General features: G+C 70.7%; 16 protein-coding genes and 1 pseudogene. 8 read left to right on the forward strand and 9 right to left on the reverse strand.

The window, feature by feature from the left end; all coding sequences use genetic code 11:
* Nucleotides 1-3: 3 nt before the first annotated feature.
* The 4 genes and pseudogenes from ASF45_RS05375 to ASF45_RS05385 all read right to left on the reverse strand — a co-directional run.
* A partial coding sequence (locus ASF45_RS05375; protein ID WP_063887588.1) for a tripartite tricarboxylate transporter substrate-binding protein occupies nucleotides 4-759 on the reverse strand: 756 nt, incomplete at its 5' end.
* 1 nt (nucleotide 760) lies between these two features.
* Nucleotides 761-1077 (reverse strand): annotated as a pseudogene (locus tag ASF45_RS35060) (Bug family tripartite tricarboxylate transporter substrate binding protein); the annotation flags it as partial.
* 111 nt (nucleotides 1078-1188) lie between these two features.
* Nucleotides 1189-2907: a PHB depolymerase family esterase gene (locus ASF45_RS05380; RefSeq protein WP_056658157.1), complete on the reverse strand. Its 1719-nt coding sequence runs from the start codon at nucleotides 2905-2907 to the stop codon at nucleotides 1189-1191.
* 178 nt (nucleotides 2908-3085) lie between these two features.
* On the reverse strand, nucleotides 3086-4951 hold the full coding sequence (locus ASF45_RS05385; protein WP_056658160.1) for a hypothetical protein: 1866 nt from the start codon (nucleotides 4949-4951) through the stop codon (nucleotides 3086-3088).
* A 154-nt stretch (nucleotides 4952-5105) separates the two neighbouring features.
* Between ASF45_RS05385 and ASF45_RS05390 the strand changes: the two genes are divergently transcribed.
* Nucleotides 5106-6074, forward strand: coding sequence for a LysR family transcriptional regulator (locus ASF45_RS05390; protein WP_162243960.1), 969 nt, complete (start codon nucleotides 5106-5108; stop codon nucleotides 6072-6074).
* Here ASF45_RS05390 and ASF45_RS05395 read toward each other — a convergent pair.
* The 4 genes from ASF45_RS05395 to ASF45_RS05410 all read right to left on the reverse strand — a co-directional run bounded on the left by ASF45_RS05395 (nucleotide 6013) and on the right by ASF45_RS05410 (nucleotide 11290).
* Nucleotides 6013-6600 carry a tripartite tricarboxylate transporter substrate-binding protein gene (locus tag ASF45_RS05395; RefSeq protein ID WP_162243961.1) on the reverse strand — a complete coding sequence of 196 codons (588 nt, stop codon included), beginning with the start codon at nucleotides 6598-6600 and terminating at the stop codon, nucleotides 6013-6015. The genes ASF45_RS05390 and ASF45_RS05395 overlap by 62 nt on opposite strands.
* Nucleotides 6601-6603: 3 nt before the next feature.
* Nucleotides 6604-6891 carry a tripartite tricarboxylate transporter substrate-binding protein gene (locus ASF45_RS37045; protein WP_156472860.1) on the reverse strand — a complete coding sequence of 96 codons (288 nt, stop codon included), beginning with the start codon at nucleotides 6889-6891 and terminating at the stop codon, nucleotides 6604-6606.
* Nucleotides 6892-7002: 111 nt separating this feature from the next.
* The gene (locus ASF45_RS05405; RefSeq protein WP_082550821.1) at nucleotides 7003-8004 is read right to left on the reverse strand and encodes a Bug family tripartite tricarboxylate transporter substrate binding protein; all 1002 of its coding nucleotides are present in this window, start codon (nucleotides 8002-8004) and stop codon (nucleotides 7003-7005) included.
* A gap of 229 nt (nucleotides 8005-8233) precedes the next feature.
* Nucleotides 8234-11290: a PAS domain-containing hybrid sensor histidine kinase/response regulator gene (locus tag ASF45_RS05410; protein ID WP_056658170.1), complete on the reverse strand. Its 3057-nt coding sequence runs from the start codon at nucleotides 11288-11290 to the stop codon at nucleotides 8234-8236.
* Nucleotides 11291-11712: 422 nt separating this feature from the next.
* Here ASF45_RS05410 and ASF45_RS05415 point away from each other — a divergent pair, with 422 nt between their 5' ends.
* The 7 genes from ASF45_RS05415 to ASF45_RS05445 are packed head-to-tail and all read left to right on the forward strand — an operon-like array spanning nucleotide 11713 to nucleotide 24134.
* Nucleotides 11713-13059, forward strand: coding sequence for a GH1 family beta-glucosidase (locus ASF45_RS05415; protein ID WP_056658173.1), 1347 nt, complete (start codon nucleotides 11713-11715; stop codon nucleotides 13057-13059).
* Nucleotides 13060-13063: 4 nt separating this feature from the next.
* Nucleotides 13064-14590, forward strand: a complete 1527-nt coding sequence (locus ASF45_RS05420) for a glucoamylase family protein (protein WP_056658176.1) — start codon at nucleotides 13064-13066, stop codon at nucleotides 14588-14590.
* Nucleotides 14591-14595: 5 nt separating this feature from the next.
* Entirely contained in the window at nucleotides 14596-15897 is a 1302-nt protein-coding gene (locus tag ASF45_RS05425; protein WP_056658178.1) for an extracellular solute-binding protein, read from the forward strand.
* Nucleotides 15894-16769, forward strand: a complete 876-nt coding sequence (locus ASF45_RS05430) for a carbohydrate ABC transporter permease (RefSeq protein ID WP_056658182.1) — start codon at nucleotides 15894-15896, stop codon at nucleotides 16767-16769. Before ASF45_RS05425 ends, ASF45_RS05430 begins: the two co-directional genes overlap by 4 nt.
* Entirely contained in the window at nucleotides 16769-17596 is an 828-nt protein-coding gene (locus tag ASF45_RS05435; RefSeq protein ID WP_056658185.1) for a carbohydrate ABC transporter permease, read from the forward strand. Before ASF45_RS05430 ends, ASF45_RS05435 begins: the two co-directional genes overlap by 1 nt.
* The gene (locus ASF45_RS05440) at nucleotides 17596-20754 is read left to right on the forward strand and encodes a discoidin domain-containing protein (RefSeq protein ID WP_056658188.1); all 3159 of its coding nucleotides are present in this window, start codon (nucleotides 17596-17598) and stop codon (nucleotides 20752-20754) included. The genes ASF45_RS05435 and ASF45_RS05440 overlap by 1 nt, the downstream gene beginning before the upstream one ends.
* Nucleotides 20751-24134 (forward strand): hypothetical protein, encoded by a 3384-nt coding sequence (locus ASF45_RS05445; RefSeq protein ID WP_056658191.1) that lies wholly within the window; start codon nucleotides 20751-20753, stop codon nucleotides 24132-24134. Before ASF45_RS05440 ends, ASF45_RS05445 begins: the two co-directional genes overlap by 4 nt.
* On the opposite strand, the gene ASF45_RS05450 is transcribed toward ASF45_RS05445, so the two are convergent.
* On the reverse strand, nucleotides 24135-25103 hold the full coding sequence (locus tag ASF45_RS05450) for a tripartite tricarboxylate transporter substrate binding protein (protein WP_056658194.1): 969 nt from the start codon (nucleotides 25101-25103) through the stop codon (nucleotides 24135-24137). It lies immediately after the preceding gene.
* Between the last annotated feature and the right edge of the window lie 25 nt (nucleotides 25104-25128).

Below are 25128 nucleotides of genomic sequence, written 5' to 3' on the forward strand. Positions count from 1 at the left end.
CGCTCAGTCGGCGTAGACGCCAGCCGCCTTGATGACGGGGCCGAAGCGCGCCACCTCGGCCTGCACGAACTTCTTGTGCTCGGCCGGCTCGATGCGCTTGTCGCTCGCCACCACGGCGCCCAGGCCCTCCTGCTTCTTGATGAACTCGGGGTCCTTCAGCGCGGCCTTCAATGCCGTGTTGAGCTTGGTCAGCACCGCGGCCGGCGTGCCCTTGGGCGCGTACAGGCCGTGCCAGATCGTGACCTGGAAGTTCTTCATGCCGGCTTCGTCCAGCGTCGGCAGGTCCTTCAGCGCCGGCGTGGCCAGGCGCTTGGGCGTGGTCACGGCATAGGCCTTGACCTTCTTGGCCTCGATCTGCGACGTGGTGTTGGTGGTCTGGTCGCACAGCAGGTCGATCTGGCCACCCAGCAGGTCGGCAATCGCCGGTGCCGTACCCTTGTACGGCACGGTGGTCATCTCGGCCTTCAGTTCGCTTTGGAACATCAGGCCGCACAGGTGCGAGGCCGAGCCGATGCCGGCATTGCCCAGGTTCACCTTGCCCGCGTTCTGACCGATCCAGGTGCGCAGCTCGGCGAAGTTGTTGGCCGCCAGGCTGGGCTTGCCGATCAGCGTCATGGGCACGTCGTTGATGATGCCCAGGTACTCGAAGTCGGTCTCGTAGTTGTAGGACAGCTTGCGGTACAGCACGGGCGTGGTGGCCATGCCCACGTGCGTGACGAGCAGCGTGTAGCCGTCGTTCTTGGCGCGCGCCACCTTGGTNCGCTCTTCCGATCTCTCGAAGTCGGTCTCGTAGTTGTAGGACAGCTTGCGGTACAGCACGGGCGTGGTGGCCATGCCCACGTGCGTGACGAGCAGCGTGTAGCCGTCGTTCTTGGCGCGCGCCACCTTGGTGGTGCCGATGGTGCTGCCGGCGCCGCCCAGGTTCTCGATGATGACGGGGTTGTTGCCGAGCTGGCGCTGCATGGCCTCGGCCAGATCGCGCGCGACGCGGTCGGTCGGGCCGCCTGCCGCGAACGGAACGACCATGGTGATGGGCTTGCCGCCCGGAAAATCCTGGGCGGTGGCTGCGAGCGCCAGCGTCGAGATGGTGAGGCCGAAGATGGCCTGTGCAGTGCAATGTTTCAAGATCAGACTCCGTGTGAAGAATTGGAGGCCGCGCCGCCGGTCGCGGCGCGACAGGGGCGCCGCTTACCGTCGGACCAGATGGCTGTCCGCCGTGCGCCGGTACTTGGACAGCATCTCGTCCCACATCTTCAAGGCCTGTCCGGGGTGCCAGAAGTGCCCGATGTCGTCGGTGAGTTGCCAGCGGTACTCCGCCAGGCCATCGTTCCAGATCTCCGTCTTGCGGCGGCCGTCGACCTGCAGTGTGAATGGCCCCATGTTGCGATTGACCGTCTCGCGCCAGAAGTTGCGCGCCGCCGTCTCGCCTGCCGTACCGCCGGGAAACTCGGTGGGTAGTTCGTCCACACCACGGCACTGCCAAACGGGAAGCGGTACGTTGGTCTTGACGATGGCATTGCCGTAGTTCGCCGGGCTCAAGTGTCCCGAGTAGCAAGGAGCGATCGCCGCGAACAGCTCGGGGTACTGCACCGCGATGCGGTTGGTCAAGGCCGTGCCCATGGATGAGCCGTTCAGGAACACCCGCGTTTCATCGATGGCGTAGCTTGCCTTCATCTCGGCCAACAGGTCCAGAAAGAAGCGCACGTCGCGCGTGTCCGGCTCCATCGATGCCGACCACGTCGCGCCGATGCCCTGCGGATACACCACGATGAAGCCCTTGGCTTCGGCCACCTTGTGCCATTCCGTGATGAGGGCCTGAAAGCGCGCGGATCCGTTGCGGCCGTGGAACGAGAAGATGATGGGAAGCTTGGCCCCACCGGCAGTCAGTGCCGCGTAGTTGGACGGCACGTAGGTCAGCCAGCGCCGAGGACCGTCTGGGTTCAGCGCTTTCGTCGTCTCGACCAACTGCATGGACGCAATCGTTTGGTTGGCATGCAAGGTCCCGTTGGTCTGTGTGTTGTCGGCGAAGCGGACCGTCTTGTCGAACATCTCGTTCCAGAACAGTTCGCTCATGGCTTTGCCATCGCCGGCACGGCCGGTGCGCAGCGTGGAGACCTTCAGCTGTTGGACCGCATTGTCCGGGTGTGCATAGCTCACGGTTTCGGCCAACTCCGTCTCGGTGCGCGTGCCGCTGCTGGCCGTGCCGTTGGCGGTGCTCCAGTACGCAATCTGGCGCATTTCATCCAACGCGAGCGGCTCGCCCGCGGCGCGCACGATCCAGGCCGCCATGGCCGAGGCGGGTCTCTCCGACGCCGGCAGTTCGAAGGTCGAGGCGCCAGCGACGCCGCCCACACCCGCGACCGCGGTCGCAAGATTGGGCGCCATCATCGCAATCTGCTGCGCCATCGTGGCCCCGGCCCCGATGCCCGTCAGGTAGGTCGGGATCGTGGCGGTGAGCGCGTACTTGGTGCGCACGGCGGCGGCCATGGCGCGCACGAACGCAATCTCGTCGGCGCTCCCAGGTTGCCGCTGGGTGTTCCAGTTGCCGCCTGCGGCATTCGGAAATGCGACCACGAAGCCCTTGGCGTCTGCGACGTCGCTCCAGCGCGTGCGGTCGGCGTTGGCCTGGCCATCCTGGCCGTTGTCGTGCAGCGAGATCACAACGCGCACGCCACGTGCGTCGTTCTCGCGCAGCTCTGCGACGTTGGCGGGTGCGTAGACGAAGTACGTGCGCTCCTTGCCGTCGACGGTCACGCTGAGTTTCTCCAGGGCCACGGGTTGTGCATCTGGCGCAGAAGGCGTTTCCTCGCCGGGCGGGGTGACGACGGGCGGTGCAGTCCCTTCGGGGTTCTGGCCGTCGCTGCCGCCGCAGGCGACCAGGCCGGCCGCGACGATGCTGGTCAGCATCCAGCGGCCGACAGACAGGGGGTGGGATTTCTTGTGCATGGACTTCTCGGTGTCATGGGAGCCCGCGACGAACGCGCGGGCACTTTCGGTCGCGGCAAGTGGCCGCGAAGAGGGCAGGCAGGCGGTCTCGCCTGTCGGAAGTTGGATCGGCAGGCCTGGTTGCCTGGCCGGGCGGGGATCAGCTCGACCTGGTCGCCTTTGCCACGCGCGCCCGCACGTCTTCGATCAGGTCGAGGATGGTCTGCTGCCGCGCATTTGCGACGGTGGCGCCGGTCACGGCAGCCTTCAGCGCGTCCAGCTGGGCCGGCGTCTTGCTGTAGTCGCTCTTCTGCACCGCAGCGAACATGTCCTTGCTCTGCGCCAGCAGTGCAGCGCGGCGGCTTGCGGCTTCGGTCGGGGCATTGAAGTCGGCATCCAACAGCGCACGGATGCCCTGGTCGATCTTGGACCACGACGACGACATCGGCACCAGGTCCTTGGTCGTCATGAGGTCGCCGACCAGCTTGGAGGCGGTGGCCACCTGGGCGATGAAGACCTCGGACGAGAAGCGGTCCATGCCAGGGTAGAACGCCTGGTAGCCGGAGCTGGGCCAGTCGCCCGTGACGTGCCAGACCGGGTGGTTGCCGAGCGACTCCAGGTGCGCGGCGAAGTTGCGGCCGAACCAGTTGTTCTGCTGCTTGCCGTTGACGCCAGGGCGTTCCTCTGCGTTCACCTGCGCACGCGGCAGGGCCGCCATCTTCACCGCCTCGATGGCCTTGGCCACGGTCACATCGTTGCCGTGGGTGTTGATGTAGGTGGTCATGGCCCGGCCGGTGGCGCGGAACGCGTTGCCCGCATCGGCCATCTGTGCGCCGCCCACGTGCTCCATCGAGACGCCGCCGATGATGTACTTGCTCAGCATGTCATGGTTGTCCTCGACGAAGTCGTACGGATAGGTGCGCTCGGCGCCCGGCACGAAGTGGCGCGTGTCGAACACCATGTAGATGCTGCGCGGACGCTGTTCGCGCGGGATCTGGCTGTAGTACCTGGCCACGGCGAGGATGCCGAGCGAACCGGCATCCTGGATCAGCGCGGGGCCGTCCACGTGCGTGGCCATCATCACGGCCGTGTCCTTGTCGGTGCCGTAGTCCTTGCCGGGCAGCGTGGCCACCAGCGTGTAGGCCAAGGCATCCTGTTCGACCTGCGCGTCCAGCTTCAGCGTGGCCGTCTTGCCGGCGCGGGCGTCCTCGATCACCTTGGCGCCGTTGACCTTGTCCAGCAGCAGGCCCGGCACCTCGTAGCGGTTGGGCGTGCCGTGCTGGCGGCCTCCCTGGGCGGCACCGGGCGGCATGTCCAGCACCACCACGTGGCCCACCGGCAGGTTGCTGGTGGCGCGGAAGAAGCTGTTGATGGTGCTGCCCATCTGGCCGTACTGCTGGCGGTTGCGGTAGCTCGCTTCGTAGCTCGGATCGACGGCCGTGAACGGCGCCAGGAACTGGTCGTCGTTGGTGCGGAACTCGTAGTCGGTGTAGCCCGCACTGAGGCCGGTGTAGGTGTAGGGCGCCTGCTTCACCACCACGATCTTTCCGGCCATCTGCGCGGCCGTGGGCCGCGTGGCCGCGGGCGCCGACAGGTCGTACAGCACCATCTGGGCGGTCACGCCGTTCGGGCCCGTCGAGCCGGACTGCGTGGCGTACGAGGCGACCTCGACCGGCGTGCCGTCCGAACTCAGCGACCAGCCGGTCTTGTCGGGGTACTCGGTGGTGTACCAGCGCTCGTACGGGAAGCGGGCGCGGATGATGTTCTGCGCGCCGTACTCTTCGAGCCGCGCCTCGATGAACCCCATGTAGGACTTCCAGGCCGGCGAGCCGGTGTAGGTGGCGCCCCAGCCGGCCTTGGTCTGGAACCACTGCGTGGCCTCGCTTGGGCTGATCAGCTGGGCCTTGTCCACGGTGCTCAGGCGGGCGTCAGGGGTGTCGTTGTCACCACCGCCGCCGTTGCAGGCGACCAGGGTGGTGGCGAATGCCAGCGTGCCAAGGCGCCACGCCACATTGTGGATCTTCATCGTGTCTGTCTCCGGAGGGATCTGCAACACCGTCAGCGTCCTGTTGGTATTGAGAAATTGAATGGTTGTCTCGCGAGTGCCGCGGATTCTGGGGAGCAACAGGGCGCATGTCCAATTCATCGGATGGCCACATCATTCATTTATAGAATGTCTTGTGACCCCTTCCGTCCTCTTTGGCCGCCTCATGGCGCGCGCTCGACTGCGCCATCTGCAGCTGCTGGTGCGCACCGCCGAGCTGGGCAACCTGCAGCGCGCCGCGACCTCGGTGCACATGAGCCAGCCCGGCGCCACGCATGCCTTGGGCGAGCTGGAGACGGTGCTGGGTGCGCCGCTGTTCGAACGCCATGCGCGCGGCATGCGGCCGACGCCGATGGCCGCCGCGCTGTTGCCGCTGGTGCGCAATGCGATCGCGCAGCTGCAGGCCGGTGCCGAGGCCGCGGCGGCGGTGCACGCCGGCGCGGCCGGCAGCGTGCGCGTGGCGGCCATCGGGGCTGCGATGTCGGGCCTGGTTGCGCCTTTGCTGCCGGGCTTCACGGTGCAGCATCCCGATGTCGCCGTCGATGTGCGGCCCGCCAGTGCCGACGAGCTGCTCCGGCTCATGGAGGAGCGCTCGGTCGATCTGCTGGCCTGCCGTGCGCCGGAGCAACTGCCGGCCGATCTGGAATTCCTGCCGCTGGTGCAAGACCGCTACGCCGTGGTGTGCGGGCCGCAGCATCCGCTGGTTGCCGCGCAGCCGGTCGGCACGGCGCAGCTGGGCACCGCCACCTGGTTGCTGCCGCCGCCTTCAGGCCTGGCGGCGCGCGACTTCGACCGGCTCTGCGGCCTGCTGGGCATTGCGCCGCCGGTGTGCTGGGTCACCGGCCGGGCCGTGCTGCTGACGCTGGCCATGCTGCAGCAGCGCGAGCTGCTGGTGCTGCTGCCACGCAATGTGGTGGTGCAGCTGCTGCAGGCCGGGCTGCTGGTCGAGCTGGCCTGCAGCGCCGAGATGACGCCAGCCATGCCGCCGGTCGGGCTGGTGGTGCCGCGCGATCAGGCGCGCTGCAGCGCCGGCGTGGTGCAGTTCATCGCCCATGCCCAGCGTTGGGCGCAGGCACATCCTCTGCCTGCTCCTGGCGTGGATTGAAGCGCTGCGCATCGCGCGCAAAGCGCTCGGCAAAGCCCTCCTGCGCGGCCAGCGCGGGAACGGGCGAGCCCAGGGCCTGCAAGGCCCGGGCCGCCCGCGGCGCAGCCAGTGCATCGTGCAGCGCCTGGCGCAGCCACTGGCTGGCCGGCTCGGGCACGGTGCGCGGCACGAACCAGCCGGCCCACGACGCCAGCGGCGGCGCGCGCCCGCCGGCCTCGCTGGCCAGCCATTGCGACAGGTGGGCCAGCAGCTTGACGCGCCCATGCGCGGCAGCTGCGACGCCCGCGGGGCTGGCCACCACGGCCAGGTCGATGTGGCCGCCCGCCAGGTCCTTGAGCAGCGGCGCCGAGCCCTTGTACGGCACGGGCAGCAGCGCCAGCTGCAGCTGGTGCGCCAGCATCGGCAGCGCAAGGTATTGCACGCTCTCCGGGCCGGGGTGGCCGGCCGTCAGCGCAGAGGCGCGCTGCGCCGCCAGCGCCGGCAGGTCTTCCAGTCGCTCGGCGGCCAGGCCCGGGGCGGCGATCACCACCTAGTCGGTCTGGCCGACCAGGCCGACGGGCTGGAAGTCGTGCGGGACATACCCGGCCGAGGCGATCTGCGCGGGTGCCAGCACCAGCGTGTTGAGGTTGCCTGCCAGCACCGTGCAGCCATCGGCCGGCTGGCGCAGCACGTGCTGCACGCCGATGGTGGCAGCACCGCCGCCGATGTTGCGCACCACGAAGCTGCGCTGCGTGGCCTGGCTGGCCGCGTCCGCCACGATGCGCATGACGCCGTCCAGCGAGCCGCCGGCCGGGTAGGGCACGACCACGGAAACCACGGAACGCTCGCACGCCAGCGCTGCGCTGCAGCCTGCGGCCAGCAGGCAGCCCCACCAGGCCCGGCGCAACAGTGGCCGGCGCTCAGCCACGCACCGGCGCGGCGCCACCGCTCACGGCTGGTAGCCCGACTTGCGCACCACCGGCGCCCACTGCGCGCGGTAGGCCTGGAGCATGGCTGTCGTCTGCGCCTGCGTGCTGACCACGGGCTGCATGCGCGCATCGGTGAACTTGCGCTGCGTGTCCGGATCCTGCATGACCTCGTGGATGGCGCTGGCCAGCCGCGCGGCCTTCTCGGGCGGCATGGTGGAGGGCGCGAAGAAGGTGTTCCAGCCCAGCGCGGCGAGGTCCAGGCCGGCTTCCTTGAAGGTCGGCACATCGGGCGCGAAGGCCGAGCGCTTGCTGCCCGAGACCGCCAGCACGCGCAGCTTGCCGGCCTCGTGCTGGGGCACCAGCACGTCGAAAGTGTCCACGGCCATCGGCAGCTGGCCGCCGATCAGGTCGGTGATGGCCGGGGCCGAGCCCTTGTAGCCGATGACCTCGGTGCGCACCTTGGCCTTGTCGCCCAGCATCAACGCGAAGAAGTGCGGCAGGCTGCCCGTGGCCGGCACGCCCACGTTGGCCTGGTTGGGGTTGGCGCGCATCCAGGCCAGCAGGTGCGCGAGCTCCTTGACCGGCACGGCCGTGGAGACGGCCAGGCCGAATTCGTAGTCGTTGACATGCGCCACGGGCACGAAGTCGCGCTCGGCGTCGTAGCCGTTGTCCTTGAACACCAGCGGCGCCACCACCATCACGGCGGGGTTGGCCAGCATCAGCAGGTTCTGGCCGGCGGGCGTGGCCTTGGCCTGTTGGGCGGCCAGGCGGCCGCCCGCGCCGGGCTTGTTCTCCACGAGCACGGGCACGCCGAGCTTGCCGGCCAGCTTGTCGCCGACGATGCGGGCCACGCGGTCGGTGGCACCGCCCGGTGGGTAGCCGACAAGGATGCGCAGCGGGCCGCCGTCCAGCGGTTGGGCGAAGGCAGGGGCGGCACAGGCAGCCAATGCGAGCCGGGCCAGCCAGCGGCGGGTGACGGGCTGCGCAGGCGTGCGCAGCCGGGGGAACGGGTTGGACGGCATGGGTCTCCTCGGAAAGGGAAGCGGCTGGATGTTACGTGGCCGGCCGGCCGCGCTGGCCGGTTCCAGGAGGCTGTCGGGCTTGGGCATGGCCCCGCGCCCGAAGGGTTGCACCAGACAGTGCGCATGCGGCGTTGCCAATGCTCGCTGGACGCCAGTCCAGCTTGCGCTCGGCGCCTGGCCTGCGCCCCGTCTGGCGCAACGCGGGGCCATGCCCAGGCCCGACAGCCTCCTATACGGCGATGCCGTGGGTCTGGACCGCGCCGCGCAACTGGTCGAGTGCGGTGTCGAACTCGTAGTCCTGCAGCGCGCTCGCCACACGGGCCGTCGCGCCCTCGCCCAGCAGCTGGCGCAGGGCCGGGCGGTGGGCGTTGAAGTAGTCGCCGGCATCGCTGTCGCTGGCCTGCAGCAGCGCGGCGAAGCGGCTGGCGTGCTGCGCCAGTTCGGCCGGCGTGGCGGTGTGGGGCGCGGGCTCTTCGGCGAGCACCGCGGGCGGGGCCAGCGCGGCGCGCAGGCCCGCGGTCGCGGCCGCCAGTTGCTGCGCGAAGGCGGCCAGCGCTTCGGCGTGCGGCGCGCCCGAGCCGATGGCCGCCTCCAGCGCCTGGGCCTGCTGCTGCAGGGCGCCGAAGCCCAGGTTGCCGGCCACTCCGCGCACGGTGTGGGCGATGCGCTCGGCCGTGGCCGCGTCCTGCGCCGCCAGCGCGGCGGCGATGCGGTCGCCGGCATCGGCCTGCCGTTCGTGGAACTGCTGCAGCAGGCGCAGGTAGAGCGCCGGCTTGCCGCCCGCGCGGGACAGGCCGGCCGCGGTGTCCAGCCCGGCCAGCACAGGCAGGGGCTGGTCGGTGGCGGTGGGCGCGGCCGCGGTGGGTACGTGGGGCGCGTCGCGCTGCGGCTGCACCCAGCGCGCCAGCGTGCGCAGCATCGTCGGTGGGTCGATCGGCTTGGTGATGTGGTCCACCATGCCCGCGGCCAGGCAGCGCTCGCGCTCCTCGACCATGGCGTGGGCGGTCATCGCGATGATGGGCAGCTGCGCGAAGCGGGCATCGGCACGGATCCGCGCCGTGGCCTGCATGCCATCCATCACCGGCATCTGCAGGTCCATCAGCACCGCGTCGAAGGCCGCGCCGCCGGCCAGCAGGTCCAGCGCCAGCTGGCCGTTGCCGGCCACCGTCACGGCGGCGCCGGCGCTTTCCAGCAGTTCGACGGCGATCTGCTGGTTGATCTCGTTGTCCTCGGCCAGCAGCAGGCGCACGCCGCGCAGCGGCATGGGCTCCAGCGCTTCGGGCATCGGCATGGCCGCCGAGCCCGTGCGCTCGGCCACACCCAAGCGCACGCTGAACCAGAAGCGGCTGCCCCGGCCGGGCGCGGAGTCCACCGCAATGGCGCCGCCCATGGCTTCGACCAACCGCTTGCTGATGGTCAGCCCCAGGCCGGTGCCGCCGTACTTGCGCGTGGTCGAGCCGTCCGCCTGCGAGAACGCCTGGAACAGCCGCGCCGTCTGCGCGGCGTCCATGCCGATGCCGCTGTCGCGCACCTCCAGCTGCAGCCGTACGCCGTCGGCCAGGCGCTCGAGCAGCCGCACCTGCACGGCCACGTGGCCTTGGTCGGTGAACTTGATCGCGTTGCCGACCAGGTTGGTCACCACCTGGCCCAGGCGCAGCGGGTCGCCGACGAGCGCGGGCGGCACGTCGGGCGCCAGGTCCACCGTCAGCGCCAGGCCCTTCTCGCCGGCCTTGCCTTCGAGCAGCGTGCCGACGTTGGACAGGACCTGGGCCAGCTCGAAGGGCACATGCTCGATTTCCAGCTTGCCGGCCTCGATCTTGGAGAAGTCCAGGATGTCGTTGACGATGCCCAGCAAGGCCGTGCCGGCCCCATGCACCTTGGCGATGTAATCGCGCTGGCGCGGCGTCAGGCCGGTCTTGAGCGCGAGGTGCGACATGCCGATGATGGCGTTCATGGGCGTGCGGATCTCGTGGCTCATGTTGGCCAGGAACATGGACTTGGCCTGCGTGGCCTCGTCGGCCAGGCGCTTGGCCTCGCGCAGCGCCTCGGCGGTCTGGTTCTCCTCGGTCACGTCTTCCATGACCCAGACGCTGCCGTGCGTGGAATTGGGGTCGATGTAGCGCGCCTGCATGCGGCACCAGAACGGCGTGCCGTCCTTGCGCTGCAGCAGCAGGTCGTGGCGGCTGCTGTGGCCGATGCGCTCGTTGGCGATGCGCCGGCCCTCGGCATAGGCCTCGTCGCTGGCATACCAGATGCGCGTCGGCCGGCCATCGAGTTCGCCGGCCTCGTAGCCGAAGATCTCCTCGAGCCGGCGGTTGCAGCGCAGGACCACGCCCTCGCGCAGGATGCCGATGCCCACGCTGGCCGCCTCGAAGATCGCCAGCTGTGCCTTGTGCGCCACGCGCAGCGCCTCCTCCGAGCGCTTGCGCTCGGTGATGTCGTCGATCATCCAGATCGTGGCGTACTGGTAGCCCGGGTGGCTGATCGCGCGTGCGCGGGCATAGGCGTCGAAGGTGCTGCCGTCCTGGCGCGCCGCCTTCCATTCGCCGCTGTACACCTGGCCGGCCGCGAAGGCCTTGCCGACCTCGGCGCCGAAGCGCTTGAGCTCGGCCTCGTCGGGATACAGGCAGGCGCTGCCGCGGCCCACCAGGCTGTCGGTGTCGGCAAAGCCGAACATCTCGGCAAAGCGCGGGTTGGCGCGCAGCAGCTTGCCGTCGCCGGTGTAGACAATGCCCACCTGCAGGTTCTGCAGCAGCAGTTCCTGCTCGGCCGCCAGCGCGCGCAGCCGCTCGGCGGCGGCGTGCTCGTCGGTGTTGTCGGTGATCCAGGTCACGCGCAGCATCTCGCCCGCGATGCGCACACGGGCCGAGTCCACGAGGCCCCAGAACTCGCTGCCGTCCTTGCGCCGAAAGCGCGTCTCGCAGTGGCGCAGCGCGCCGTCGCTGTGCATCTGGGCGAACAGCCGGGCGCGCGCTGCCTCGCCGTCGGCATGCACGTCCTGCGCGGCCAGCGTGGCCAGCTCGCCCCTGGTGTAGCCGAACAGCTGCAGCCACTGGCTGTTGGCATGGCGCACGCGGTCGTTGCGGTCGGTCACGATCAGGCTGGCCTGGCCGGTCTCGGTCAGCGTGCGCATGAAGGCTTCGCTTTCCGACAGGGCCGCGGCGCGCCGCTCGGTGTCTGCCTGCAGCGCTCGCAGGGCGCGCTGCGCCATGGACTGCCGCCACAGCGCCACCACGGCGATGCCGAACAGAACCAGCGCCAGCGTGCCAAGGGCCACTTCGTTCATGTGTCTCCAGCCCGGTCGCGGGCATGCGGCCTGGGGTGGCCATTGGACGGTGCGGACTCCGTCGACGGCTTGGCCGGAGCGCCTGAAGCGCGGATTAGCGCATGGAATCGAACGAAGTTGGAGCTTTATATGGCATTACGGCAGTACTAACAAGTTGTAACTCGTCGCCTCGGTCCGATCATCGCAAGGCAGTGTTTACGACCATGGCGCTGCGCGGGATGGCGGCGCACACTGGCTGTAACCGTTTGTCGTTCGACTGCCAACCGTTCAGGCGGAAGGTCTTGCCAGGTCGATGGCCCGGCCGCCACCATGTGGCTGCCGGTGCTCTCGGCGGGGCCAGGCCGAAAGGCGACGCAAGCGGGAAGGTCTGCATGTCCTGGGGCGTGCGGGCTGGATGGGCATCTGTAGAACGGGTGGATGGCATGGCATTCCCAGACGGTTTCCTGTGGGGCGCGGCAACGGCCGCCTACCAGATCGAGGGTTCCCCCCTGGCAGATGGCGCGGGGGCCTCGATCTGGCACCGCTTCTGCCACACGCCGGGCCTGGTCCACGGCGGCGACACCGGCGATGTGGCCTGCGACCACTACCGCCGCTGGCCCGAGGACATCGCGCTGATGCGCCGCCTGGGATTGCAGAGCTACCGCTTCAGCATCGCCTGGGGCCGCGTGCTGCCGCAGGGCACGGGCGCCGTGAACGCCGCCGGCCTCGATTTCTACGAACGCCTGGTCGACGGCCTGCTCGAGGCCGGCATCGCCCCCAACGCCACGCTGTACCACTGGGACCTGCCGGCAGCGCTCGACGACCGCGGCGGCTGGCTCAACCGCGACAGCGCCGACTGGTTCGCCGAGTACGCCGAGCGCGTGTTCCGGCGCCTGGACGGCCGCGTGCAGATGTGGACCACGCTCAACGAGCCCTGGGTGGTGATGGACGGCGGCTACCTGTCGGGCGCGCTGGCGCCGGGGCACCGCAACCTGTACGAGGCGCCCCTCGTGTCGCACAACCTGTTGCGCGCCCATGGCAAGGCGGTGCAGGCCTACCGCGCCTGTGGCGCGCACCGCATCGGGTTGGTGGTGAACCTGGAACCCAAGTACCCGGCCTCCGACGCGCCGCAGGACCGCACCGCCACGCGGCGGGCCCATGCCTACATGAACCGGCACTTCATGGACCCGGTGTTCCGCGGTCGCTACGACGAGGTGCTGGTGCGGATGTTCGGCGCGGCCTGGCCGGCATTCCCGGCCTCGGACCTGGACCTCATCCGCGCGCCCATCGACTTCCTGGGCATCAACTACTACACGCGCAACGTGGTGCGCGACGACGCGGGCCGCTTCCCCTTGCCGGTGGAGCGGCCCGTGCAGCGCGGCGCGACCTATTCGGAGACCGGTTGGGAGGTGTTCCCGCAGGGCCTGCTGGACACGCTGAACTGGGTGCGCACGCGCTACGGCAACCCGCCCGTCTACATCACCGAGAACGGCTCGGCCTTCTACGACCCGCCGGTGGCGCAGGGTGGGGCGGTGCACGACCCGCTGCGCACGCAGTACCTGCGCCAGCACCTGCGCGTGCTGCACCGGGCGATGGCCGACGGCTGCGACCTGCGCGGCTACTACGCCTGGTCGCTTCTGGACAACCTGGAGTGGTCGCACGGCTACTCCAAGCGCTTCGGCCTGGCGCATGTCGATTTCCAGAGCCAGCGGCGCACGCTCAAGGACAGCGGTGCGTACTACGCGCGTGTGATTGCCAGCCAAGGCCAATGCCTGTTCGACGAGGAGTGATGCCATGACCTTCTCCCTTCACCCCGCCGCCATGGCCTCGCGCCGCCAGTTCTGCCTGGCCGCGCTGGCTGCCGCCAGCGGGCCGGCGCTGGCGCGCCTGCCCGCTGCCACCGGCACGGCGCCGGCCTTCGCGTTCGACCAGCTGCAACGCCGGACCTTCAATTACTTCTGGGAGACCGCGCATCCGGTGACGGGCCTGGTCCCGGACCGCTTCCCAACGCCCACGTTCTGCAGCATCGCCGCGGTCGGCTTCGGTCTCACGGCCTACGGCATCGGCGCCGAGCGCGGCTATGTGCGGCGCGCACAAGCCGCGGCGCGCACGCGCAGGACGCTGCGCTTCCTGTGGAACGCGCCGCAGGGCGAGACGGAGCGGGGGATGGCGGGCCACCGTGGCTTCTTCTACCGCTTCCTGGACCTGGCCAGCGGGCGGCGCTACAGGCAGATCGAACTGTCCAGCGTGGACACCGCGCTGCTGATGGCCGGCGTGCTGTTTTCCGGCCAGTACTTCGATGGCGACAACCCGGTCGAGCAGGAGATCCGCCGCCTCAGCGCGTCCCTGTACGAACGGGTGGACTGGCAGTGGATGCAGGCGCGCCCGCCAGCCATCGCCCATGGCTGGTTGCCGGACGTGCGCAAGGCGCCTGCAGACCTGCTGGTCGCGGGCAGCGACCACACCGCGAGCGCAAAGGCGCGCCACGCGGGCTTCCTGAGCCTGGACTGGGTCGGCTACAACGAGGCCATGCTGGTCTACGTCCTCGCGCTCGGCTCGCCCACCCACCCCGTGCGGGGCGACGCCTACGGCGCCTGGACGCGGGGCTACGAGGCCCATTGGGGCACGGTGGAAGGCCAGACCCACCTGAGCTTCGGCCCCTTGTTCGGCCACCAGTACGCCCAGGTCTGGCTGGACCTGCGTGGCATCCGCGACGCGTACATGCGCAGCAAGGGCCTGGACTACTTCGAGAACTCGCGCCGCGCCACCTATGCGCAACAGGCCTACGCCGAACGCAACCCCATGGGCTGGAAGGGCTACGGCAGCAGCATGTGGGGCCTGGCGGCCTGCAACGGCCCGGCCGATGTGGTGCGCAGTGTCAAGGGCACGCCGCGGCGCTTTCGCACCTATGCCGCGCGCGGCGTGGGCCTGGACGGCACCGTGGACGACGGCACGATCACGCCCACGGCCGTCGCCGCATCCCTGCCGTTCGCACCCGAGATCGTGCTGCCGACGCTGGCCAGCATGGCGTCCAGGCATGGTCCGTACATCATGGGCTCCTATGGCTTCTTCGACGCCTTCAACCAGAGCGTGCCGGCCGACGTGACGCTCCAGCACGGCAGCATCAAGCCGGGCTTCGGCTGGGTGGACACCGACTACCTGGGCATCGACCAGGGGCCGATCGTGGCCATGTTCGAGAACCACCGCAGCGGCCTGGTCTGGGAGCGCATGCGCAGCAACCCCGCGGTGCGGCTGGGGCTGGAGCGGGCCGGGTTCCAGGGCGGGTGGCTGAGCGAGGGCGACGCGGACGAGGTGTCGTGAGCGGCATGCGCCGGCGCGCGCTGTTGCTGGGCACCGGCGCGTCGGTGGCGTTGAGCGGCTGCACTGGGCGTTCGAGCAAGCAGCCCCTGCAGTTCTGGGCCATGGGCCGCGAGGCCGAGGTCGTGCGGGAACTGCTGCCGGGCTTCGCGCAGCGGCATCCTGGCATTTCTGTGCAGGTCCAGCAGATCCCCTGGTCCTCCGCACACGAGAAGCTGCTGACGGCCTACGTGGGCAACAGCCTGCCCGACGTGTTCCAGCTCGGCAACACCTGGATCGCCGAGATGGCCCAGCTCGACGTGCTGGCGCCACTGCAGGCGCGCGTGCAGGCGTCCGCGGTCGTCGACACGGGCGACTACTTTCCCGGCATCCTGGCCACCAACCGGGCTGCGCGCATCACCGCACGCGCGGCCTCCAGCGCGCCGGTCCTGTTGGGCCTGCCCTGGTACGTGGACACGCGTTTGTTGTTCTACCGCCGCGACCTGCTGGCGCAGGCCGGCTTCGCGCAGATGGCGCAGGACTGGAGCGGCTGGGCGCAGATGCTGGAGGCGCTCAAGGCCAGGCTCGCGGGCCGCGGCCAGCCCATGTTCCTGGCTGTCAACGAGTTCGAGCCACTGCTGGCGCTGGCGCTGCAGCAGGACGAGGGCCTGCTGCGCGAAGAGGACACGCGCGGCAACTTCGCAAGCCCCGGCTTCGGCCGCGCGCTGGACTTCTACAGCGGCTTCTTTCGCCGCGGCTGGGCGGACCTGCAAGGCAAGGAGCAGATCAGCAACCTGTGGACCGAGTTCGGCAGGGGCCGCTTCGCGTTCTTCGTGTCCGGCCCCTGGAGCATGGGCGAACTCCGGCGCCGGCTGCCGCCTGAGCTGCAGGCCAGTTGGGGCTGCGCGGCCATGCCGGGGCCGCAGGGGCCGGGGGCGTCGATTGCCGGTGGCGCGAGCCTCGTGGTCCACAGACACAGCCCGCGGCAGGACGCGGCCTGGCGCTTCGTCGAGTACATGAACGAGCCTGCTGTGCAGGCCCGCTTCCACGCCCTGACCGGCAACCTGCCCGCGCGCCGCAGCGCCTGGGCGCTGGCGGGCCTGCACGCCGACGACAGGACGGCAGCATTCGCCGACCAGCTGCAGCGCGTGAAGCCTGCGCCCGCCGTGCTGGAGTGGGAGCGCATCGCCGTGGAAATGCAGCGCGCAGCCGAACAGCTGGTCCGCGGCCAGGGCGCGCTGGCGCCCACGCTCTCTGCGCTCGACGGCCAGGTCGACGCGATCCTGGCCAAGCGCCGCTGGCTGCTGCAAGGCTCCGAGGCGCGTGCATGACGCAGCGCTGGGTGGCCTGGGTCTTCGCGGGGCCCGCGCTCGCGCTGATCGCCGTGTTCTTCCTGCTGCCCGTGCTCATGGCTTTACTGCTCAGCCTCACGGACTTCGACCTCTACGCGCTGGCGGACCCGCGCCAGTTGCGCTTCGTCGGGCTGCAGAACTACCTGGCCCTGCTGCGCTCGGCGGAGTTCTGGAACGCGCTGGGCAACACGCTGTACTTTGTTCTGCTCGGCGTGCCGCTGTCGCTGGGACTGTCCCTGCTGTGCGCGCTGCTGCTGCACGCGGCCGCCGCGCGCGTGCAGGGCCTGTTCCGCACGGCGGTGTTCGCGCCCGTGGTGGCGACCATGGTGGCCGTGGCCGTGATCTGGCGCTACCTGCTGCACACGCGCTACGGCTGGGTCAACCACCTGCTGGCGCAGCTCGGCATCGCGCCCGTGGACTGGCTCGGCGATCCGCGCTGGTCCATGCCGGCCATCGTGCTGTTCGCGGTGTGGAAGAACTTTGGCTACAACGCCGTGATCCTGCTGGCCGGGCTGCAGAGCATTCCGCGCGAACTCTACGAGGCGGCGGCGATGGATGGTGCCGGCGCCTGGCAGCGCTTCCTCCGCGTGACCCTGCCGCTGCTGGCGCCCACGCTGGGCATGGTCGGCATCCTGACGGTGACGGGCTACTTCCAGCTGTTCGGCGAGCCCTATGTGATGACCCAGGGCGGGCCGGCGCGCAGCACTGTCAGCGTGCTCTACCTGATGTACGAGGAAGGCTTCAAGTGGTGGAACCTGGGCTCGGCCAGCGCCGTGGCCTTCCTGCTGTTCGTGCTCATGATGGTGTGCACGGGCGTCCTGCTGGCGCTGCGCCGCTGGAGCCGCTGGTGATGCAGGGGCACGGCAGCACGGGGCAGGGCATCGCCGTGCATGGCCTGCTGCTGCTCATCGCGCTGTTCGCGCTGAGCCCGCTGGTCTGGATGCTGAGCGTCTCGTTCATGGCCCCCGGCGAGGCCAGCACGGTGCCGCCGCCCTTGCTGCCGGCCGAGCCCACGCTGCAGAACTACCGCGAGCTGTTTGCCCTGGAAGGCCTGTGGCGCTACATCGCCAACAGCGTGCTGCTGGCCAGCGCGAGCACGCTGCTGTCGCTGGCCTTCAACAGCGCCGCGGGCTACGCCTTCGCCAAGCTCGCGTTCGCGGGCAAGGAGCGCATCTTCCAGCTGCTGGTGAGCGCGCTCGTCATCCCGGGCCAGGTGGCGATGCTGCCGCTGTTCCTGCTGCTCAAGAACATGGGCCTGGTCAACACCTACCTGGGTGTGCTGGTGCCCGGCATGGCCAGCATCTTCGGCATCTTCCTGATCCGCCGCCAGGCCGAGACCATCCCCGACGAACTGCTGGATGCCGCGCGCGTGGACGGCGCGGGCGAGTTCTACATCTTCCGGCGCATCGTTCTGCCCTTGCTGCGCCCCGCGCTCGCGACGCTGGCCGTGCTGACCTTCCTCGGAAGCTGGAACGACTTCATGTGGCCGCTGATCGTGCTGACCGGCGACCGCCTGCACACCTTGCCGCTGGCGCTGGCCTCGCTGTCGCGCGAGCATGTGCAGGACAGCGAACTCATGATGGCCGGTGCCGTCGTGACCGTGCTTCCCGTGCTGCTGCTGTTCCTGTGCACGCAGCGCTTCTACGTGAGCGGCATCCTGTCGGGGGGCGTCAAGTGATGAAGTGGCTGGCACTGCTGCTCTGCGCCTGGCTCCTGCCCGCGCCGGCGCAGGCGCGCACCCTGGCCGATTTCGCGGACCTGCAGGCCTGGCAGCTGTCGGCCACCGACCAGGTGCAGGCCGAACTCCTGCCCGCACCTGACAGCCGGACCGCGGCCTGCGTGCGCTACGACTTCGGTCGTGTCGCGGGCCATGTGGCTTTGGGTCGCTCGGTGCCGCTGGACGTCGCGGGCAACTTCGCGCTGAGCCTCCCGGCGCGCGGGCAGGGCGGGCTGACGGCCCTCGAACTCAAGCTCGTCGACGCGAGCGGGCTCAACGTCTGGTGGCACCGGCGCGCGGACTTCGCCGCACCGGTGCAGTGGACGGCGCTGGCCACCAAGCGCCGGCACATCGGGTTCGCCTGGGGGCCGGCGGCCGACAAGACCCTGCGCCATACAGAACGCTTCGAGCTGGTGCTGGTCGGTGCGCAGGGCGCGCGTGGCGAGCTGTGCTTCGACGCGCTGGCCATCGCGCCGTTGCCGGAGCCGCCTGCGCAGTGGCCCGAGCCGCTGTGGCAGGCCGGCGCCGATGTGCCGAGAAGCATGCCCTGGAGCGCCGCAGCGGGCCAGCCGCTCGTGCTGCAGACCGACTTCGGCCAGCCACGCGAATTCAGCGGCATGGTGCTGCACTGGGCGCCCGGCCAGCACGCCAGCCGCTACCGCGTCGAGGGTTCGCTGGATGGCCACGAGTGGCGGACCCTGCAGACGGTGGCGGCGGGCCTGGGCGGACATGAGGTGCTCTACACCCCGGAGCAGGAGGCGCAGCAGTTGCGCCTGGTGCTGGAGCAGGGGGCGGGCGAGCGTCTCGCGTTGCAGAGCGTGGAGTTCCTGGCGGCCGGCGCGCTGGGCTCGCTGAACGCCCTGGTCGAGAAGCAGGCCGCCTTCGGCCAGCGCGGCCAGTTCCCACGCGGCTTCAGCGGTGAGCAGGCCTACTGGACCGTGCTGGGCGTGCCGGGCGGGGGCGAGCAGGCGTTGATGTCCGAAGACGGTACCGTGGAGCCGATGAAGGCCGGGCCTTCGCTCGAGCCCTTCGTCGAGGTCGATGGCCAGCTGCACGGCTGGGCCGATGTGCAAGTGGCGCAGAGCCTGACCCGCGGCTACATGCCGATCCCGCAGGTCACGTGGACGCATCCGCTGTTCCGCCTGGAGACCACGGCTTTCGCCGACGACGCGGGCGGCCTGCAGACGCAGGTGCGCTACCGCGTGCACAACCCCGCACGGGAGGCCCGCACCATGACGCTGTGGCTCGCGGCGCGCCCCTTCCAGGTCAATCCGCCGACGCAGTTCCTGAACATTCCGGGTGGCGCCGCGCCGCTGCACCGGCTGGACTGGCAGGACGGCGTGCTGGCGCGCGACGAACGGCCCTGGCTCGCGACGACCACCCGGCCCACGCGGCTGCTGTTCGGCCAGGGCGGTGCGGGCAGCCTGCAAGCGCTGCGGCAGCCGTTGGATGCCGACCAGGCCGTGCGCTGGGACGACCCGCAAGGCTTCGCATCGGTGGCGCTGCAGTACGCCATCGCGCTGCCGGCCGGTGCCAGCCGCGACATCGTGGTCGTGCTGCCGCAGGCCGGGCCGGCCAGGTTGCCGCAGGCCGTCGCGCCGGCCGCCTGGTTCGAGGCCGCGCGCCAGCGCAGCGCCGCGCAATGGGCATCCCGGCTCAACCGCACCGGCCTGCGTTTCGAGGGCGACACCCAGGGCCTGGCCGACACCGTGCGCACGGCCCTGGCCCACATCCTGATCAACCAGCAGGGCGCGGCCATCCGGCCGGGCACGCGTTCGTACGCGCGCTCCTGGATCCGCGACGGCGCGATGACCAGCGCCGCGCTGGCCAGCCTGGGTCACGCCCAGGTGGCGCGGGACTATGCCGACTGGTTCACGCCGCAGCTTTTCGCCAACGGCAAGGTGCCGTGCTGCATCGATGCGCGCGGCGCCGATCCGGTGCCGGAGAACGACAGCATGGGCGCCTACCTGCACCTGCTGGCCACCACCTACCGCCACACCGGCGACGTGGCCTGGCTGCGCGCCCAATGGCCGGCTGCCGTCAAGGTGCTGGCCTACATGGACACCCTGCGTGCCGAGGAGGGCGCGCACAAGAACGGCACGCCCGAGCGCCGTCTGTACCAGGGCCTGCTGCCGCCCTCCATCAGCCACGAAGGCTATTCCGACCAGGCTGCGTACGCGTACTGGGACAACTTCTGGGGCCTGCTGGGCTATGCCGACGGGGTGGCGATGGCGCGGGCGCTTGGCGACACGGCGGCCGCAGCGCACTGGCAAGCACAGCAGGTCGACTTCCAGCGCGATGTGCTGGCCTCCATTGCGCTGGCGCAGAAAAAGTACGGCATGGCCGCAATCCCCGGCGCGGCCGATCGTGGCGACTTCGACGCCACTTCGACCACCGTGGCCCTGGCGCCAGCCGGCTTGCAGGGCGTGCTGCCGCAGGACGCGCTGAACGCCACCTTCGCGCAGTACTGGCAGCACTTCACAGCGCGCCGCGACGGCCCGCCCACCTGGGATGCCTATACCCCCTACGAATGGCGCACGGTGGGCGCGCTGCTGCGCCTGGGCGCGCGCGAACGCGCGCTGGCCGCGGCCGACTACTTCCTGCGCGACCGCCGGCCGCTGGGCTGGAAGCAATGGGCCGAGGTCGTCGGGCGCGACCCGCGCGCGCCGCGCTTCGTGGGCGACATGCCGCACGGCTGGGTGGCCTCGGATTTCCTGCGCGCCGCGCTGGACCTGTTCGCCTACAAGGCGCCCGAGCGCTCGGCCTGGGTGCTCGGCGCGGGCGTGTCCCCGGCCTGGCTGCAAGGCCAGGGCCTCGCGCTGCGCGACCTGCACACGCCACACGGCCCGCTGAGCTACCGTGCTCGCCGCGCCGGTGCGACCACCACCGTGGACATCGCGGGCGGCATGCGCCTGCCAGCTGGCGGCCTCGTCATCGCGCTGCCCGGCAGCGCCGCGCCAGCGCAGGCCAGCATCGACGGCCAGGCGCTGGCCTGCCTGCCACCCGCCGGCCTCGTGGTGCACCGGCTGCCAGCCCGCCTGCGCTTTACCGTGGCCGCCGGCGGCGCCACGTTGAAACCCTGCCCATCCCTCCACCGTTCGCCCTTGCCGCACCCATGAGCGCTTCTTCCGAGCTTCTGCTGACCAGCCCCGGCGGCCTGTCCGCGGCCTTCCATGCCAACGGCACGCTGCACCGCCTGGACTTCGGCGACACCACCCTCCAGCTGTTCTCGGGCCACGCGCTCGAAGCGGCGGCCACGGCGCTGTGGCTGCGGCGGCGGCAGGATGGGGCGGTGCTGGACAGCCTGAACCTGCTCGCGCCGGCCAGCGGGGCGCAGTGGCGCCTGCACGCCGGTGCGTGGCAGGCGCGCGGGCGCTGGGGCGCTCTGCGCTACCTGGTGCGGCTGCAACTGCACGCCAGCGCACCGGTCTGGTCGTGGCATGTGGACCTGCACAACGCGGGCGACAGCGCGCAGGCGGTCGATCTCGTGCTGCTGCAGGACGTCGCGCTGGCGCCCTATGGTGCGGTCCGCATCAACGAGTACTACGTGAGCCAGTACCTGGACCATGTGCCGCTGGACCATCCGTCGCGCGGCACCGTGCTGGCAACGCGGCAGAACCTGGCGGGCGCGGGCCAGCGCCATCCCTGGCTGCTGATGGGCTCGCTGCGGCAGGCGGTCGGCTTCGCGACCGACGCCTTGCAGTCCGTCGGCCTGGGCTGGCGCAGCGGTGAGGCACCCGTTGCAGCCGTGGCCGACCTGCCCAACCAGCGGCTGCAGCACGAACACGCCATGCTGGCGCTGCAGGACGAAGCCTGCGTGCTGGCTGCGCATGCCGATGTGCGGCTGGGATTTTTCGCCGGTGTGCAGGCCGACCATCCAGGCGCGACAGGCACGGCCGACCTGGCCCAGGCCGATGCCTGGGCGGCGTTGGCCGCGGCCGCGCCGGCGCCGGATGAGCCGGGTCCGCGCTGGCGCGAGGCCGTGCCCAGCCTATTCACGCAGGCCGGCGACCTGCCGGCGCGGGAGCTGTCCGAGGCGCAGCTGGCCCAGCGGTTTCCGCTTCCCTGGCGCCAGGTGGAGCGCGACGCCGACGGGTTGTTGCTGTCCTTCTTCGCGGCCTGCGGTACGCATGTGGCCTTGCCGCGCAAGGAGCGGCAGGCGCTGCGCCCGCATGGTCAGCTGCTGCGCACGGGCGCGCACCTGGTGCCCGACGAGCGCAGCCTGACCAGCACCTGCTGGATGGGCGGGGTCTTCCATTCCATGGTGACCCAGGGCCATGTCAGCAGCAACCGGCTGCTGTCCACCGTGCGCAGCTACTTGGGGTTGAACCGCGGCAGCGGCCAGCGCGTGCTGGTGGAGATCGGCGGGCAATGGCAACTGCTGGGGCTGCCCTCGGCGTTCGCCATGTCCGGGCGGCAATGCCAATGGGTCTATGCCCACGCGGAGGGCGTGCTGACGGTCCGCGCCGGCGCCGCGGCCGAGGACCATGCGCTGTCGCTCGCGCTGCAGGTGGACGCCGGTCCCGCGCGGCGCTTCCTCGTCACGCACCACCTGGCCCTGCAGGGCGACGACGGCCTCGCGCCGGGCATGCCCGCCTGGCAGCGCGGCGCGGACGGTGCGGTGACCGTGGCGCCCGCGCCCGGCAGCGCCGCGCAGCGGCAGTACCCGGGCGGCAGCTTCGCGCTGCAGCCCGACGCGCGCAGTGCGGCGCTGCTGGAGCACGTCGGTGCGGACGAGCTGCTGTACCTGGACGGGCGATCGCGCGGCCAGCCCTTCCTGTGCCTGCGGACCCTGCCGTGCACCGACTTCGGCTTGGACATCCGCTCCCACCTGCTCGGGCCGCTGGCCGCGCCCGATGCCGCCTTGCCCCGCCTGCCTGCGTTGCGCCTGCCACGGCTGGAGCTACCGCAAGGCACGGCCCAGCCCAGGCTGGCGGCGCTGTCCGAGTGGCTGCCCTGGCTGCAGGACAACGCGCTGGTGCATTACCTCGCGCCGCGCGGCCTGGAGCAGTACACGGGCGGCGGCTGGGGCACGCGCGACGTGAGCCAGGGCCCTGTGGAGCTGCTGCTGGCGCACGGCTGCCTGCCACCGCTGCGCGACCTGCTGCTGCGCGTGTTCGCCGAGCAGCAGCCGAACGGCGACTGGCCGCAGTGGTTCATGTTCTTCGCGCGCGACCGCCTCGTGCGCGCCGGCGATTCGCACGGCGACATCGTGTTCTGGCCGCTCGTCGCGCTGGGCCAGTACCTGCAGGCCTCGGGCGATGGTGGCCTGCTCGACGAACGGCTGCCGTTCTTCCACGCGAAGGGACCGTCGCATGCCGAGCAGGCCACGGTCTGGCAGCACGTGGAGCGCGCGCTGGGCGTCATCGCGCGCCGGCGCATCCCGGCCACCCACCTGGCGGCCTATGGCCATGGCGACTGGAACGATTCGTTGCAGCCGGCCGACCCGGCCCTGCGCGAGCGGCTGTGCAGCGCCTGGACCGTGACGCTGCACTACCAGATGCTGCGCACGCTGGGGCAGGCGCTGCAGGCCCTGGGCCGCACGGACCGGGCCGATGCGCTGGCGGCGCAGGCCCAGGCGGCGCTGCACGACTTCCAGCAGCAGCTGATGCCCGATGGCGTGCTGGCAGGCTATGCCCTGTTCGAGGCCACAGGCGCGCCGCGTTACCTGCTGCACCCGCGCGACGCGCTGACGGGGGCGCACTACAGCCTGCTGCCCATGGTCCACGCCGTCATCCACGAGATGCTGGACCCGGACCAGGCCGCACGGCACCTGGCCCTGGTCCGTACGCACCTGCTGGGCCCTGACGGCGCCCGTCTGTTCGACCGCCCGCTGGCCTACTGCGGCGGCCCGCAGACCCTGTTCCAGCGCGCCGAAAGCAGCAGCTTCTTCGGCCGCGAGATCGGCCTCATGTACACCCATGCCCACCTGCGCTACGCCGAGGCGCTGGCGCAGCACGGGGATGCAGAGGCTTTCTTCGAGGCCCTGTGCCAGGCCAACCCGATCGGCATGCAGGCGTGGCTACCGCAGGCGCGGCTGCGCCAGGCCAACTGCTACTACTCCAGTTCCGACGCCGAGTTCGCCGACCGCTACGAGGCCGCGGAGCAGTACGACCGCCTGTCCGCCGGCGAGGTCGGCGTGCAGGGCGGCTGGCGCGTGTACTCCAGCGGCGCGGGCATCGCGCTGAGCCTGGTCGTGCGCCAGCTGCTGGGGCTGCGCAGCAGCCACGACGCGGTCCACTTCGACCCGGTGATGCCCGCGAGCCTGGATGGTCTGGTCGCGCAGGCCACGCTGCGCGGCACGGCCCTGGAGGTGCGCTACCGCGTCGGGCCGCGCGGCTGCGGGGTGCAGCAGCTGGTGCTGAACGGGCAAGTGCTGGCGTTCACGCGCTTGCCCAACCGCTACCGACTGGGCGCGGCCAGCGTCGCGCTGCAAGATTGGACGGATGCGCTCGCGCAGGCCGCAGACAGCGCGCGCCTGGAGATCGTGCTGGCCTGATCAGTCCCCGCGGATGCCGCGCTCCTTGATGATGGCCCCGAAGCGCCTGGAATCCTCCTCCGCGCGCTGGTGGAACTGCTCCGGACTCAAGGGCAGTGCCTCGCCACCGAGCGCCAGCATGCGTTCGCGCAGCGGCGCCGTCTGCAGGATGCGGTTGATCTCGCGGTTCAGCCGCGCGATCACATCGGCCGGCGTGCCGGCCGGCGCGTAGAAACCGAACACCGTGTCCGCGTCGAAGCCCTTGAGCCCGGCCTCGTCCAGCGTGGGCACGTCGGGAAAGGCCGGCGAGCGCTTGGGGCTGCCCACGGCCAGCAGGCGCAGCTTGCCGGCACGCACCTGGTTCAGGCCGATGCCGGGGTCGAAGAAGTAGTCGATCTGGCCGGCCAGCAGGTCCTGCAGCGCGGGCGCTGCGCCGCGGTAGGGCACGTGCACCGCGAACACATTGGCCTGCGCCTTCATCATCTCGCCGGCCAGGTGTGGCGAGCTGCCGTTGCCGGGAGAGCCGTAGGACAGCTTGCCCGGGTTGGCCTTGAGGTAGGCGATGAACTCGGCGATGTTCTTCGGCGGCAGGTCCGGCCGCACCAGCAGGTAGACCAGCACGCGCGCGGCCGAGGCCACGGGCACGATGTCGCGCACCGGGTCGAAGGGCATGCGCGCATAGATGTGCGGATTCACCGAGACCATGCCGCCCGAACTCATGAGCAGCGTGTAGCCGTCCGGCGCGGCCTTGGTCACGGCTTCGCCGCCGATGTTGCCGTTGGCGCCGCCGCGGTTCTCCACGACCACGGGCTGGCCCAGCGCCTCGGACAGCGGCTGGCCGACCGCGCGCGCGATCTGGTCGGCCGCGCCGCCGGGCGGGAAGTTGACGACCACGCGGATCGGTTTGGCGGGCCAGGCCTGGGCTCGGGCGGGGCCGACAGTGGCGAACGCGGCCAGCGTGGCGAGGGCGGTCCGGCGGGGGATGGTCATGCTTGTCTCCTTGTCTTGTGGTGCG

This window comes from Pseudorhodoferax sp. Leaf265, assembly GCF_001422365.1.
GTDB lineage: Bacteria > Pseudomonadota > Gammaproteobacteria > Burkholderiales > Burkholderiaceae_C > Pseudorhodoferax.